This window comes from Pseudomonas sp. Emmai (genome assembly GCF_055179735.1).
In genome coordinates this window covers 2,598,110-2,612,129 of sequence record NZ_CM143685.1, presented here as the reverse complement: position 1 = coordinate 2,612,129, position 14,020 = coordinate 2,598,110, and the positions used below count along the sequence as shown (strand labels likewise).

General features: G+C 52.8%; 10 protein-coding genes. 5 read left to right on the top strand and 5 right to left on the bottom strand.

Annotated elements, in window-relative coordinates:
- Nucleotides 1-28 precede the first annotated feature (28 nt).
- A complete protein-coding gene (locus tag ACY4LX_RS11845; protein ID WP_463259989.1) occupies nucleotides 29-2,527 on the bottom strand; it encodes a UvrD-helicase domain-containing protein in 2,499 nt (832 codons plus the stop codon).
- A gap of 326 nt (nucleotides 2,528-2,853) precedes the next feature.
- Here ACY4LX_RS11845 and ACY4LX_RS11840 point away from each other — a divergent pair, with 326 nt between their 5' ends.
- Nucleotides 2,854-5,154, top strand: a complete 2,301-nt coding sequence (locus ACY4LX_RS11840) for an AAA family ATPase (protein WP_463259988.1) — start codon at nucleotides 2,854-2,856, stop codon at nucleotides 5,152-5,154.
- Nucleotides 5,151-7,046 carry a UvrD-helicase domain-containing protein gene (locus ACY4LX_RS11835; protein ID WP_463259987.1) on the top strand — a complete coding sequence of 632 codons (1,896 nt, stop codon included), beginning with the start codon at nucleotides 5,151-5,153 and terminating at the stop codon, nucleotides 7,044-7,046. The genes ACY4LX_RS11840 and ACY4LX_RS11835 overlap by 4 nt, the downstream gene beginning before the upstream one ends.
- Nucleotides 7,047-7,343: 297 nt before the next feature.
- Here the strand turns inward: ACY4LX_RS11835 and ACY4LX_RS11830 are convergent, their stop codons facing one another.
- Complete coding sequence (locus ACY4LX_RS11830; RefSeq protein WP_463259986.1) at nucleotides 7,344-7,673, bottom strand: hypothetical protein; 330 nt, start codon at nucleotides 7,671-7,673, stop codon at nucleotides 7,344-7,346.
- A gap of 262 nt (nucleotides 7,674-7,935) precedes the next feature.
- Here ACY4LX_RS11830 and ACY4LX_RS11825 point away from each other — a divergent pair, with 262 nt between their 5' ends.
- Complete coding sequence (locus tag ACY4LX_RS11825) at nucleotides 7,936-8,241, top strand: hypothetical protein (RefSeq protein ID WP_463259985.1); 306 nt, start codon at nucleotides 7,936-7,938, stop codon at nucleotides 8,239-8,241.
- A gap of 472 nt (nucleotides 8,242-8,713) precedes the next feature.
- Here ACY4LX_RS11825 and ACY4LX_RS11820 read toward each other — a convergent pair whose 3' ends face one another.
- Nucleotides 8,714-9,340: a hypothetical protein gene (locus tag ACY4LX_RS11820; protein ID WP_463259984.1), complete on the bottom strand. Its 627-nt coding sequence runs from the start codon at nucleotides 9,338-9,340 to the stop codon at nucleotides 8,714-8,716.
- Nucleotides 9,341-10,193: 853 nt separating this feature from the next.
- Between ACY4LX_RS11820 and ACY4LX_RS11815 the strand changes: the two genes are divergently transcribed.
- Nucleotides 10,194-10,880, top strand: a complete 687-nt coding sequence (locus ACY4LX_RS11815; protein WP_463259983.1) for a hypothetical protein — start codon at nucleotides 10,194-10,196, stop codon at nucleotides 10,878-10,880.
- 91 nt (nucleotides 10,881-10,971) lie between these two features.
- Nucleotides 10,972-11,598, top strand: a complete 627-nt coding sequence (locus ACY4LX_RS11810) for a hypothetical protein (RefSeq protein WP_463259982.1) — start codon at nucleotides 10,972-10,974, stop codon at nucleotides 11,596-11,598.
- Nucleotides 11,599-12,590: 992 nt separating this feature from the next.
- Here the strand turns inward: ACY4LX_RS11810 and ACY4LX_RS11805 are convergent.
- Both ACY4LX_RS11805 and ACY4LX_RS11800 read right to left on the bottom strand, forming a co-directional pair.
- On the bottom strand, nucleotides 12,591-13,001 hold the full coding sequence (locus ACY4LX_RS11805) for a hypothetical protein (protein ID WP_463259981.1): 411 nt from the start codon (nucleotides 12,999-13,001) through the stop codon (nucleotides 12,591-12,593).
- A gap of 205 nt (nucleotides 13,002-13,206) precedes the next feature.
- Nucleotides 13,207-13,626: a hypothetical protein gene (locus tag ACY4LX_RS11800; protein WP_463259980.1), complete on the bottom strand. Its 420-nt coding sequence runs from the start codon at nucleotides 13,624-13,626 to the stop codon at nucleotides 13,207-13,209.
- Between the last annotated feature and the right edge of the window lie 394 nt (nucleotides 13,627-14,020).

Sequence of the window (14,020 nt, the reverse complement as noted above, 5' to 3'; positions counted from 1 at the left end):
ACCAGCGATAGCCTTGTGATGACTACTCTCAACGCCGGAGATCACGGAAATAGGATTGCTGTTTGTCTATTCGATCCGACGCTTTCGGATACCCTAGGCTACCTGTCTTCGGCGCATCCAAGAACCAATAGCAGTGAATCTTGGCTCGGGTGATGGCCACATACGCGAGCCTCATTACCTCCTCGCCCTGGGCAAAATCGTATGCCCTTGCTTCGCCATTCATCACCAGCTTAGCCATGGCGTAGGCCTGGTTTCGCCAGTTGGACGAAGAGAGCTGCTCGCAATCCCCTACGAGGAACACGACGTCGGCTTCGAGGCCTTTCGATCCGTGATACGTCATGATGCGAATTCGATCTGCATGCTTTTCGCGCCCCGCTCGTTGTAGCGTACCGACAAGCTTGTTGGTCACCTCGGCCAATGTGCTTCTTGATCGCGACAGCACCATAATCTCGTGCCCTGCTTCGTAGTGCTGGTCGACCAAATCCACTAGGCGTTGATCGTCTCGCTGCCACAGTTGAACAGGGAAGCTCAAATCCTTAACGTCGGGGTGGGCAGCCTCGCCATGCTTGTTCTCGATGGAGCGCGTGTGTTTCACGATGCTCTCAGCCGCATCAATCACCATCTGCTGAGACCGGAAGTTCTGCTGCAGCATGAGCGGCAGGGTTTTCGGTGACGGGAAGTATTGTTCGAATTGCTGGAAGAACTTAGGCGAGCTACCACGCCACCCGTAAATGCTTTGCCAGTCATCTCCGACCGCCATGAGCGATGGGAAAATTGATCCCTGGGAAGATTGGTACTGCAGACCGCGTAGACGAAGCTCGGTGAAGACGCCCCGCAGCCAGCTAATGGTGTTGGCACCGCAATCTTGGAACTCGTCAACGAGAGTGACCATTTGAGATTTTAGGACGCTGTCCGGCAGCTTGTTAAAGTTCTCCTCACCCTGCTCGCTATACATTGCGAACATCTTGTTGAAGGTAAAAATACGCGGGCTCTGCTCAGCAAGGAAACTCTCAAATGTAGGCCAGAACAACCCCAACGCTTCGAAGAACTTGGCTTCCATGTCCTTTTTCAAGAAGCTCATGGCCTTGACTGCTTCCGGCACTTCAAGACCGAGGTTTTCCAAGAACGAGGCGGCGCTATGGAAGGCCTGCATGATTGGTGCAGGCTTGATGTCCCCGCCGACCTGATAGCTGAACTTTGGTACAGCGGAAACCCTACCCCTCATGGTTTCGAGAGAGCTCAATGCCTCTTCATAGTTCGTGAAATACAGGACACGTTTTGAGCAGAACAGCTGGAGGAAGATCCTGCGCATGTTCAAAGCCAGCGAAAGCTTAGTTTCTTTATCTCCATCTTTGATTTTGATGGTGTCTGGTTCACTGTGATCAAGGCCGAGCACAACCAAAGCGTTCAAGTCCTCTGCGTACCCATGGGCATGGAAGATGTGCCCATTTAGGGTAATGGCCTCGAGCTCAGTGCTAACCCCAGGCATTGGCCAAAGCCCAGCCTTACGCCAGAGCGACTCCACTGCCTGGCATGCCTCTTGATCACGAGCCGAGCATTTCTTAAGCATCTTGATGCGATTGGCCTGCTCTGGATCCTTTGGATTCAGTGGTTCCCCAATGCTGACAGAGTGCTTCACGAGCTCAATGATTAGCTCGCGAAAACGCCCATGGTTCTCGAATAGGTTCTGATAGCACCGATTCATCAGATCCAGTTGTCGTGAGTTCAGCCGAATGTCCAGGACGTTTTCCGGCTCTTCATCTTCACCAGTGGCATCCTTGCTAAGGAACTCGAACGCCTTCGCTCCCTGGAATGCGGGCGACCATTTGAAGAAATCCAAAATGCGGGAGTGAAACGTCCGAACGAAACTCTTACCCATCTTCTCGTCCATGGGAAGATCCCAAAGTTTGAATACCTTAATCACTTTGGCGATGAAGTCGAAGCGTGAGTCTCGGGTGAAGGTCACGACTGTAATGTAGTCCTCGGACACGTTGAGGTAGTAGCGAAGCACAAGCAGTCGCAGCACCATCGTCGTGGACTTACCGCTGCCGGCACCAGCAACTATGTAGGTGGAAGGGCTTCGAGAGAGGATCATTTCCCATTGCGGATCGGTCGGTTGCTGGTAGGACGGTAGGTTCTTTTTGATATCGGAGCGGATCCTCTGTTCGAGCTCTTCGGAGATTGGAAAGTCGAAGTGTTCGAAAAGGTTGATGTCCACCCCTGGCGCTACATCTGTCAGCGTCGTGCCCGGATTCAGATCTAATACCAATTTCCCAGCATCAAAGCCTGCTACGTGACCGCTCTGGTACCCTTCTTGAAGGCCTTCCTTTCGCCCTTCTTCGAGCCCATGCCCTCGCCCGATCTCAAGCCCCTCATCGTGGCCTACGATTCGACCAACTTCATAACCGGCTACGTAACCAGACGATTTCCCAGCATCCCAAGAGTTGACGTCATGGGCCTTTATTGCCTGTAACAACCATTTGGCAAAAGCATGTGCTCCCTTGGCAATCACTCCCTTGGCAAGCATAGGCTGCTCAGGTAATGGCTTGCTTTCTGATCTGCTTTGAGAGGCCTTGCTATCCGACTTATGTAAAGAACCCACTTAGTACCAGCCTTTTGCGATTTCCTATCGATCCGGCAAGTCGCAGTTGCCGCCATGCATGGGATCTTATCAGGCTGAGTAGAGCTATCGACGTAGTCGCCACATTAACTTGCCAAGCGTGGATCAAATTAGCTGACCGCAATGATGGCGAAATTCAATCACTAATACTGGCGTCCCGAACGTGCTCAGCTAGAGTTCCAGCACCCATCAGTACGGCACTCAGCCGCTGAGCAGCCATCATGGAAGAGCCTATGCACATCCAGCATCTGGAGATCGCGAATTTCCGCAAGCTCCTGTCTGTTCGAATCGACTTAGCAGCCGAGACAACCCTATTAGTCGGAGCTAACAACAGCGGCAAATCCTCTGCCATGCTAGCCCTGAGAAGATTCCTGGTATCCAAAGCTTCCGCGTTTCGCCTTCAGGATCTGACACTCTCTCATTTGGTAACCATAGAGGCGATTGGACAGGACTGGGAGGCTGCAGACGCCACCTTCACGACTCCATCCGCCAATGACTGGGCAGAGTGGCTGCCGACGCTGGATATCTGGATCTCGGCGGAGCAAGGTGAGCTGCATTACGTCCGAGATCTAATACCTAACTTTGCTTGGCGAGGTGGTTTAGTCGGGATGCGGTTCCGGCTCGAGCCGGAGGACATGGAAGACCTCTATGTGGACTACCGCAAGCAGAGAGAACGGGTTGACATACTGGAGACCGAGATTCAGAGACTGGCTGCTGAAGGCGAGGATCCACCACATTTACCTCTTTGGCCTCAAAGCCTGCACGACTACCTCAATCGACGTCTGGGCAAGATGTTCAAGGTGCGCTGGTATCGCCTGGATCCTGCCCAGCTTCAAGACCCCGATCCAAGAACTCGCTCTGCCAATCGGCAATCACTCTCGGCAACTTCAGTGGCATTGGAGCGCAATCCACTAATCAATCTCATCCGTGTACATGAGATCAACGCTCAGCGTGGGTTCGGTGACAGTGCTGACGAGGGGCATGACGATGGCAAGCAGTCTGGTGGTAGGAAGCTTTCGGAACAGCTTCGTGCCTACTACAACCGTCACCTTGATCCAGGAGATAGCCCAGATATTTCGGATTTAGGTGCGCTCAGAGCTATCGAAGCAGCACAAGTGGCTTTCGATACCCGATTAAGCACCAGCTTCGAACCGGCGCTGAAGGAAGTCGCCGGGTTGGGATATCCCAACAACAGCGATCCGAGTATTCGGGTCGCGACCAGACTCGCGCCCACCGACGGGATGAATCACGAAGCAGCCGTCCTGTTTGAGCTCGACTCCATAGGTGGCGCACCTGGCGCTCCTCCCCTTCGGCTGCCGGAGACGTCCAACGGCCTGGGATATCAAAATCTCATTTCGATGATTTTCCGGCTCATGGCGTTTCGAGATGAGTGGCTGAAAAAATTCAGAACTGCTGACGAGCAGAGCGCCGCTGGAGTTGAGCCCATTCACCTGGTGCTAATTGAGGAGCCGGAAGCTCACCTTCATGTACAAGTTCAACAGGTGTTCGTGAAGCATGCCTACCATGTGCTCTGCAGAGACCCTTTGCTTGAGCGTTTCCCAAACTTGAAAAGCCAACTGATGGTGAGCACGCACTCCAGCCATGTCGCTCATGAAGTTGAGTATCAGAACCTGCGGTACTTCCGGCGTCTACCTGCCGGCATGGACGGCGTACAGGTGCCGGTTTCAACGGTATCAAACCTCTCCACCGTATTCGGTAAAAAGCCCCAGACCAAAGATTTCGTCACACGGTATCTTCGGGCACAGCACGCCGATTTGTTTTTTGCCGATGCCGTAATCCTTGTTGAAGGCGCCGCCGAGCGCATGATGCTTCCGCACTTTCTTCGAAAGCATTTCTCTTTCCTTGACCAGTGCTACATCACCATTTTAGACATCGGTGGCAGCCATGCACATCGGCTGCTCCCCCTGATCGATGCATTAGGGATCGTAACGTTGGTCATCACCGACCTGGATGCTGGCAGCCTGAGATCTGCTCAACCAGTCCAGCGAGATGCGGGTCAACAGACGAACAACCCGACGCTACGTCATTGGACAAAAGCAGGTGGCCTGCCCCACAGCGTGGACGCATTGCTCGCTTTGGCGGATGACCTGAAAACCCAGAAGATCGATCAGCTTTTTGCGATCAGAATTGCTTACCAAACGCCGATCAATATCCACCTGCCACTGACCGGTGAACAGGTCGAGATGCTGCCAAACACCTTCGAAGACAGCTTGGTGCTTAGCAATGCCTCACACTTTTCAACCAAGCAGGCAAGGCGAGGTTTGATGCGTGCGTTTGCTCGGGCCCTGAACGGAGCAGAGAGCTCGAACAACCTTGCCAGTCTTTTATTTGAGTCTCTTCGAGACGGTGACAAAGCCGAGTTCGCTCTACAGGTTCTAGGCGATCCAGGCTTTGCCGAACTCACTATCCCTGAATACATCCGGGAGGGACTGACTTGGCTTCAGTCCAAGCTGGAGCGCAAGCAGCGCGAACTGTTAGTCGTTCCTACAGCTATCACGGAGGTGACGGCATGAGCACGACGAACGACGGCCTATCCGAAATAGTTCAAAGAGCAGAGCCTGATGCGGCCCTCGATGCCGATCAAATCATCCAGACCTGCCTGAACCTTGATCGACCGACCAGTTTTTTCCTGTATGCCGGCGCAGGCTCAGGGAAGACGTATTCACTCGTAGAAGCAGTACGCAGCTTCAAGGAACGAGAACGCGAGAGACTCATTTTTGAAGGCCGGCAGATTGCGATCATCACTTACACCAATGCGGCGTGTGACGAGATCTTACGTCGCCTGGAGCATGACCCTCTAGTTATCGTTTCGACCATCCATGCTTTTGCTTGGCGGATGATCCAAGGCTTCAACGATGACATCCGCGAGTGGCTACGCGTCAAGCTGGGCGAGGATATAGCTGCACTGCAGAGACAGCTGGATCGTTCCAAAGGCGAAAACAAGACAACCCAAACCAACAGAGCCAGCCGAGCCAGAAAAATCCGCCGGCTCGAGGAACTCGAACAGGTAACTACATTTACGTACAGCCCTACAGGCGAAAACAGGGGACGCCAAGCGCTGAACCACAGCGAAGTCATTCAGATGGCCGCAGCGTTCATACAGCAGCAGCCGCTGCGAGATGTCATGACCGACCTACATCCGGTACTCCTAATCGACGAAAGCCAAGACACTTATGGCCCGCTGATGGAAGCGCTCTTGAGCGTTCAACAACAGATCCCCGATAGGTTCTGCCTAGGACTACTGGGCGACACCATGCAGCGGATCTACTCCGACGGCAAAGCAAATCTGGAACGGTCTATTCCAGAACACTGGGCGAAACCGGAGAAAAAGATCAATCGGCGATGCCCGACGAGGGTGATCGATTTGATCAACACTATCCGAGCCAGCGCTGACGATCATTGGCAGATCCCTAAAGAGGGAGCCGTTGAAGGCGCAGTACGCATGTTCTGCACCCGCCAAGTGGCTGGCCGAGGCTTTGAGCTGGAGGAGGAAATCGCTCACCGCATGGCCGCATTTACTCAAGACGCGCAGTGGGCAGTGGGTCAGTCAGGGAGAAAGACACTCATTCTTGAGCACAAGATGGCCGGACGCCGTATGGGATTCGAGGGAGTATTTACCCCCCTCCACGCCGCTGAGCACCTCCGAACCGGATTGTTAGACGGCAGCCTTCCTATCTTGAAACTCTTCATGGACGATGTGATGCCCATTTTGGCGTCGGCGCAGCAGGATAGCTTCAGCCTAATGGAGGCCGTCCGGATGCGCTCGCCTCTCCTTGATCCGCGTCACATGAAGGAAGCTCCCGACCAGCTTGCTTTGATGGAACAAGTCAGTAATGCCACCCAGGAGCTCCTCGCTCTATTCGAGGAGAATGATCCCCTCATCGCTGATGTGGTTCACGTGATCTTGAGCACCGGCCTTCTGAACGTTCCTGACCGCCTGCTGGCAGCACAACTGCTCGGAGTCACAGATGAAGAACTGCCCGAATCAATCGACCGAGAAACGCTCGAAATCCACGCGTATCAGGTGGTGCTGGGACGCCGTTTCTCTGAGATGGCTGCCTTCGCCGGTTACACCCAGGGCCTGTCACCCTTTGACACCCACCAAGGCGTCAAGGGCTTGGAGTTTCCAAGGGTCATGGTGATATTGAATGACGAGGAGGCTGGGGGTTTTCTATTCAGCTACGAAAAGCTTCTCGGGGTGCAACCGCCCTCTGCGAACGACCTAAAAAATCAGCGCGAGGGTAATGACGACTCACTGGCACGCACCCGCCGATTGCTGTACGTAACATGCAGTCGTGCCGAGCAGAGTCTCGCAATCGTGGTGTATACGCCTCAGCCTGAAGTGGCAAAGCAACGCGTGATTGACGCTGGGTGGCTGCTAGCTAACGAAATTGAGATTATCTAGGTACTGCGAAGTGCTGTGTCGCGGAGACACTATCCGACTGCATTGCAAATTGCTAAGCGACCTATTGCTATGCCCAGTAGAAGTCACCTATGTCCTCGTCCGTGATGATCCACCCGATCTGGCTATTGGTGACTGCTCCTCGGAGTGCCACTGCGCCCTGCTCTGTCAGGTGCGGCAAGTAAGGAACGAGGTTATCTGCCTAAGTCATGCAAGGTGACTTCGGCAGACGCTTACTCATGGAGGGACTGCGCTTGTTCAGCATCAACGCGTGTGCGTCGCGGCGCATTCTACAGAGCGTTACTTCCTCGCCAACTCATGCTTGATGCAGCCGTCGTAATACGTCTTTTTGACGACTGAAGGCTGAAGCCTCGACTTGCTTTTGTAGGTTTGCTCGGTGATACCCAGCGCCATCTTTGGCATCCAAGATTTTGCAAACTTTCTTTTCTTCAGGTTGTTTCGAGCGCTGTAAAGTGTGGTACCAGACAGCTTCGACTGATGCGCATTGCCTGCGACTCCTGCACCCCATTTGCAAATTTCGAGCTGATTAGTGTTGAGGTCTTTTGCGTGTGCAGGCAACACCGCCACCGCTATGAGAAACACTCCCACGGTGTAACCAAGAATGCGCATGAAACCCCACCTCCATTCGATCAAAAGCTGAGATTTTGACAGAAACTGCGCGGGATTCTGGCCACTAATTTGCCCTTGAAGAACATGTTTCTATTTAGCGACCAACTCGCCCGTGGTGATCACTCCATTGGAAATTTTGGTAGCAAAGAAATCATTGCTAAAGCTTTTGGCCTTTTCTTCCGTTTAATAAATAACGGTTAAGCTCATGGCGCGCCGCCGATAAAATCTATTTACTCAACTAAAAGTTAAGCTAGGAAGAATTATGAAAGCCCTTGAAACATTCAAAGAACTCAATGGATATAGATTTTCAGCTGGTCGCTACAAAAACTTGCCAAACGACTCGGGAATCTCAACAGTTACTGATAGATACTATGATGTTTTAGTAGCCGAACTACCTGAAAAAAGGGTTGTGATGATCCTCGGCGAGTTCCAAATTCTGTTAACAGCAGAACAAGCGCATGACTTGGCGTGTCACCTTATCCTTGCCGGCTTCGACCCAGAAAAATTTCTAGACGCAAGGAACTCTCCAGATTCTAAAGCTAAGTGGCCGCAATTTTATGAAGCTTGAGATTTTATAGCTCGACAGAAATTAACTCTCCAACGGCCACGCTTTGCCTATCAATGGGGGAATGGTGCGCCCTCCCCCCGAACCAAATCAATCTGCCCTAGCGCCCTTGCGGGCATAGTTGGCTTCAGTGCTCCCCACGGTAACTCGTGACCTGGCGGCAGTTGAACGCTGATGCCTGCGTGCGCTACGTGTGCCTCGAGTCTTTGGCTACAAAGCAGTTCGCCGTCGCTTCCACAGACTACTTCTCCCTGCTTGATGATGGTGACCAAACCGCTCTCGATGCGAAGGTAATTCAGCGAATCGCACGGGCTGTGATTTCTACTGACCTTGAGTGGTTCGACTCACCCAGCGCAGCCATGGATGCGTTCGAGGTGAGCGTTTGATCAAGGTTTTCAATCTCGACCAGGTACTCCTATCCACCTTCTGACCTGTGGGCTCCACGCCCAGCAGATGCGAGACAGGGCTCTCACAGTTACATCCACATGAGTTGGCCTTCGTCGTTTATCCACGGCATTTTAACCGTGGAGTTACTCGATTGCTCGGTCTGAGCCACCAGATATCCCGCGACCCAAAGCTGCTCCACCAGCCAGAACGCTTCATCAAAGTTGAGCGGGAATATCCGACCGTCAATACTCAAGCATGGAAGATTAAGGTCATCATCCAATGCGATCGCAAGCTTGTAATAAACCGGCTCACCAGGATGCGATTTTGGGCACCGAAATGACCCCGAGGCGCAAAACTCAAATCCTTTTTTCTCCGACTCAAAAGTCTGCAATAAGTCGCGCTCAGTCGAAAGTGTTCGCGCTTGGATCAGTTGGCACCAGGAAGCATATGCCTTCGATTGCGAGATCGATTCCGCGCTACCTTGGCAAGCCCCGAGACGCGAGTAGGTCAACATCACCCTGGCAAGACTTTTAGTCACCTCGGCGCACTGCTGCGCGGTGAAGCAATGCTCCGAATCATCAAGGACAAGAGAAACGTGGTTGTCTACCACTTCGACCGACGCGATATACGACTCATGATCAGTAAAACCGTGCCACCTCATTGGGCGCTCGACCATGAAAACGACATTGCTTGAAGCAAAAAACCCACCTTTCATAATGCATCCACCAATTAATTTGAATGCAAATACAAACGGCTCGCCGCGCAAAAACCTTTAGCGGTAAACGAAAAATTACCACTCCATGAAGAAAGACAGCCTCATCAGCTATCGCCCTCGCTGGCGCAGAAGCGCCTTTTGAGATTGCTTTGGAGTAGGTCTCAGCGCGCTGAAACAGAGCCACTAGGAAAGCCCGCTTCACAGCCACCTATGGCTCGGCTCACTTTATGACAGACAAAAGAAAGCCCCAATGAAGGGGCTTCGACTCGACCAGCCTACGATCTTCGCTGACGCCCATAACATCTGGCAGCTAGTCAGGAGAGGAAACGCTAGGACAGTGGGATAACTGCATATTTATACATGTCGACCGGCCTGCGATCTTCGCTGACGCCCATAACATCTGGCAGCTAATCAGGAGCGGAAACGCTAGCACAGTGGAACAACTGTATACTTATACATACTTTACTGTCAAGCAACCCATTTTCAAATATTTCATCCTCTCAATCAGCTTCACGAACCAAGCCTCGGACACTGATCAAGAGCTGGTTTCCATCCTCATGACCTTCGACCTTCCTGGTCTGCTCGCTCCGCTTGCACGATAACCGGGGCCATTTCCAATCGGCTGTCTGAACAAAGCCGCCTTCTATTTGCTGCGAATCGATATTTTTCAGTGCCGCGTTTGGAGACAGCAGCACTCCGTAACAAGGAATCATCCTAATCAAGGCCCTCACCCGCTAAGGGTATGCACGTAACATACTGATTCAAAATGAAAAACTAGGAATTATTTTCCTTTTCTCCTTGACCAACCCAATCTCATGGTCTTCATTCTAGGTACCACCTAGGAGATGCAGTCATGCCCTTTTTATCCGTGTTTCATCCTGAAAGCGCTCCTGTATCGCTCGGCGATAACCTCCACTACGTCGTGTTCAGCGCTCTGCAGTGGAAAGACGCCAACCTTAAAGTGATGCCAAAGGCAAGAAAGCAGCGCTTCGCCGTCCTGTACAACCAGCCCCTAGAGGAAAGATTCATGATGGAGACCCTGGAGCAAGCGCACATCCAAGGCGCCATGTCCGGAGTGAAGCTGGTTTCCGTCCACAAAAATCTGCTCCGGATCTTTTTGAGTGACGAAGTGGCGGGTACCACCTTCCATGCCATTAAGGCCTTGTGGGAGCCGATCAAAGATTTGGATCTCAATCGAGGATTGGGAATAGATTTTTCATGCGAGCACGAAGCCTATTCAGGCCGCTCCGATTACTTGTTTTGGCATGCCGTCAAAGAAGTCCTTGAATCGAAGACTTTGGGGATTGAGCAATACTCGATCCCTGTTCTGCATGACTGCGCAGACAAGATATCCAACGGCGATGAGCCGGTATCTCACCAGTTTCATGTTGATATACGCCAGTCTTTCACCCCTCAACCAGCAGCACCCACTCAGCTCTGCCCGATGGTGGTGGATTCGGTAGCGTCCATGCTGAGCCACAACAACTGTCTGATGACGGAGTTTTACGTTTGCCCGGCCCATAAAAAGCCAGACGCCTAAGACGCCGGTCGAGCGGCCATGCTGCTTGTCGATGCATATCCACCTTCGGAGTGACGATCATCACAGTCCCTTCGCCAAAACGGCGCCCATCATGATCTATTCCCGCTGGCTTTATACCGAGCATGAGCAACCTCACAATGATGATGGTGAGGGCGCGTACACGATTTTTTCTACACAGCAATTATTCGGCGCTGACTGCATGGCACTTGATCTTGTGTGCATTCAGAGATTCGCTGTGCTGTGGGAAGGTCTACCCGACACCAGGGTGATCGATTTGATCGAGCAGTCGATTATCTTGGCCGTTCTCTCCCCAGTGAAGCTATTGAATGCCTCAAAAGGAATGCTTGTCGTCGTGTACGACTCCACATTAGTCGGCGAAAATTATGAGTTGTTTCAACTCACTTGGGCGAAGCTTGCTGCCGGTGCGATGTATGACGAATGGACTGTACTGCTTATCAAGGACACCGATGCAGGGTTTGGCTTGGATGGAGGCAGGATTTTTAGAGAATTCGCTCGCGATATTCTGGACAACAACGATATCGGGATCACAGAATTTACATCCGAAATGTTCCTGTTCAAGGACGACTGGACGCCTGAAAATGTCTTCGGGCCATCCCCGCTTGAGGAAGCGGACGCTGAGTCGGAACGGCTGCGAGATGGGCCAGATCTATTTGACGATGACTTGGATTCGTGGCGAGAGTCGACCACCACTCCATAGCACTAGCCTATTAACATTAATACCCTGCCCCCTGCCCCCTGCTTCTGCACTTGAACTACACGAGGCCGAGAATGGCGCGTTCCTTCTGATCGAATCTGGGCTGTTCCTTGCGTGCCCTGGCGGGCCGGCTGTCGTGAACCAGGCCCGGCGATACTCGCCGTTGTCCTGGCCCTGCCGGGCTTCCATCCTCACGCCTGCGCGCTCCGCTTGCCCTCCGGTTTAAATACAGGAACTGCGTTGGCTGTATGAGGATAAAATCTTTGTTGTTGGCACATCTGAACAGCAGATGACGCCGTTGGCCGTTGTAGAGCGAATCAGTGAACAAATGTATTGAGCTACCGGAGGAAGTGTGGGGAATCTAAAAGCCTTGACACGGAATAACGTTCACGAGCTCGACGCTATCGAGCGCTTCGCCTCGTTTCTTGGTACCAACCGCTTCGGTGCTCTGGCTTTGCAGTTAGCTTACGAATATCCGGTCAAAATCGAAGTACCCTACCAATCCATACCTAAACTGCGTCACAGCTCCATCATAGGCATGAGTGACGCTCCGTTTGAGGCGCTACGCGTCGTTTGCGAAGTCGTTATTAGCCGAGCTCCTGAGCTGCTACGGATACTGTCATACCGTTATCGACACGAGAGTCGCACGACCGTCCCCCATGGGCTTTGGATAGCTCTACTAGAGCGGGCCAATGGAGATATTTTTCTCGTCGACCCTGCTAGGTCGCATGCCGCTGATGGGCGCTCGCCTACAAATATTGTTACCCCATTCCAAGACTTGATAGCTGAAAACCAGTCGATGCTTGACCAGGATTTTTTACTCGCACGTGAGCGCGAAGGTTTATCAGCCACCGAGGCCGTAGAAAGCTTAATCGTACACAGACGGGGCACACGAGATAGCTGGCAGGATGCAGAGGTGGATAAGTAGCCTCAGCGGAGATGGCGCGGCATTCGTAAGGGGCAATGCTCGGTAGGGCCAACACGGCTTCCTTGTTTTAGCTAGGTCTATCCACGTTCGCCCTGAGTGCTCTATGCCTCTTTAAATGCGCCATCTCTACTTCCCATTTACTCAGGAACGTCTCCCAATCGTGCGCATATGGCCCATCTGCTACTCGTGTCGATCCTATGCTTGCATGAAGGAAACGCTCCCTCCAGGGCTGTGGAATAGTCATTTCCAAGACTATGTCGACGCCGCAGTGGTGATGCTGCACTGGAACAGAGTCACGAACCTCGTTGAGATCGAGTGCCTTATCGGTTAAGGGCTTGCCGTTTCGCTCTTCGTCGTCGAGGTCATTAAGGATGGCCAAGGCATCAGCTGCCTTTGGGTCACCTGGAACGAATCTGGCAATCTCCCAAAGGGCTCTCCGTCTGGTGCTTTCAAGCTTTCTGAGTTCTTCGTAGATCATTTCAACCACCTGCAGATTGGTTTAAAGTTGGGCGGTTTTCATGGCGTGCCGCCCATGGCGTAGGGCTGTCGTAAACCGAGCCGTAGCAGGCCACGTCTCGGCCCTTCGGGCTGACATCCTGCACGCCTGCGCGCTCCGCTTGCTCAGTGGCCGCATTGTTAATGTATGCGCTTTCTCTTCAAAGGCGGATGAGAGGCGAAGGAACTTACTCAGCCGTAAACCCGCTGGCTACATATCGTCGGTGAAACATCTCACGACTTTCTAGCGCAGCCCTGTGGGCATCAATTGGTGTCTCGCCTGAATCGGCAGGGTACGTCCCAGGTTGCATCTTGCGGAGACGGACGAGCTCGTCAAAATTAGCCTGAGCATCAGCACGGCGTTTGGCGATGATGGCCTCTGCGATCTCATTGAAAGACGGATCCGGGCCATTTTCCCAGAACCATTGTTTAAGCTCGGAATAGATCTGAAGGTGCCGACTGTCAAAGCCACCGCGATGCTCGTTGATGTCAAACGGATACTGGCCGCTCTCGTACTGGTAGAGAACGAAATCCTGCAGGAGACGCGCCGTTCCGTAGGTGTCGTCGAGCAGAATCTTCTTGTGCAACACGTAGGGTGACTGGGACATCGAGAGGGCCTCACTGCGCTAATTTTACTCAGTCTTGCAATCACGTCTGGAAGCGGGCGTGGCGAAGTTGTCGTTAGCGGGCATCCATTATCCTGACACCACCTGTTTTTTTGGCGATACGTGCGTCATTGATGTCACGGATGAAATGGCCACGCGTGGTTGGTCTGTAGAGAGAAGAAGGCTCTTCGTGGCGGATCACTACAGGGCTGCAGCGGACATGGTTGTGTAATGTCACTGCACCATTATCGATAGTAATACGACCTGCTAGCTGCAAGCTGGACGGGGAAATCCCAGCTTAGCCCCTTGCCCGACCGGCAAGACCTTGAGGGTGACGGTCTGACGCAGAAGCCAAAGCCCGATCCAGGGGGCCGTGAACGCGGTGCTCAAAGCCAGC

Bases quoted from the DNA above. Each gene is read 5' to 3' on its own strand.
- ACY4LX_RS11815 (WP_463259983.1), top strand. From the start codon at position 10,194: ATGCCCTTTTTATCCGTGTTTCATCCTGAAAGCGCTCCTGTATCGCTC.
- ACY4LX_RS11835 (WP_463259987.1), top strand. From the start codon at position 5,151: ATGAGCACGACGAACGACGGCCTATCCGAAATAGTTCAAAGAGCAGAG.
- ACY4LX_RS11845 (WP_463259989.1), bottom strand. From the start codon at position 2,527: ATGCTTGCCAAGGGAGTGATTGCCAAGGGAGCACATGCTTTTGCCAAA.
- ACY4LX_RS11810 (WP_463259982.1), top strand. From the start codon at position 10,972: ATGATCTATTCCCGCTGGCTTTATACCGAGCATGAGCAACCTCACAAT.
- ACY4LX_RS11840 (WP_463259988.1), top strand. From the start codon at position 2,854: ATGCACATCCAGCATCTGGAGATCGCGAATTTCCGCAAGCTCCTGTCT.
- ACY4LX_RS11830 (WP_463259986.1), bottom strand. From the start codon at position 7,673: ATGCGCATTCTTGGTTACACCGTGGGAGTGTTTCTCATAGCGGTGGCG.
- ACY4LX_RS11825 (WP_463259985.1), top strand. From the start codon at position 7,936: ATGAAAGCCCTTGAAACATTCAAAGAACTCAATGGATATAGATTTTCA.
- ACY4LX_RS11805 (WP_463259981.1), bottom strand. From the start codon at position 13,001: ATGATCTACGAAGAACTCAGAAAGCTTGAAAGCACCAGACGGAGAGCC.
- ACY4LX_RS11820 (WP_463259984.1), bottom strand. From the start codon at position 9,340: ATGAAAGGTGGGTTTTTTGCTTCAAGCAATGTCGTTTTCATGGTCGAG.
- ACY4LX_RS11800 (WP_463259980.1), bottom strand. From the start codon at position 13,626: ATGTCCCAGTCACCCTACGTGTTGCACAAGAAGATTCTGCTCGACGAC.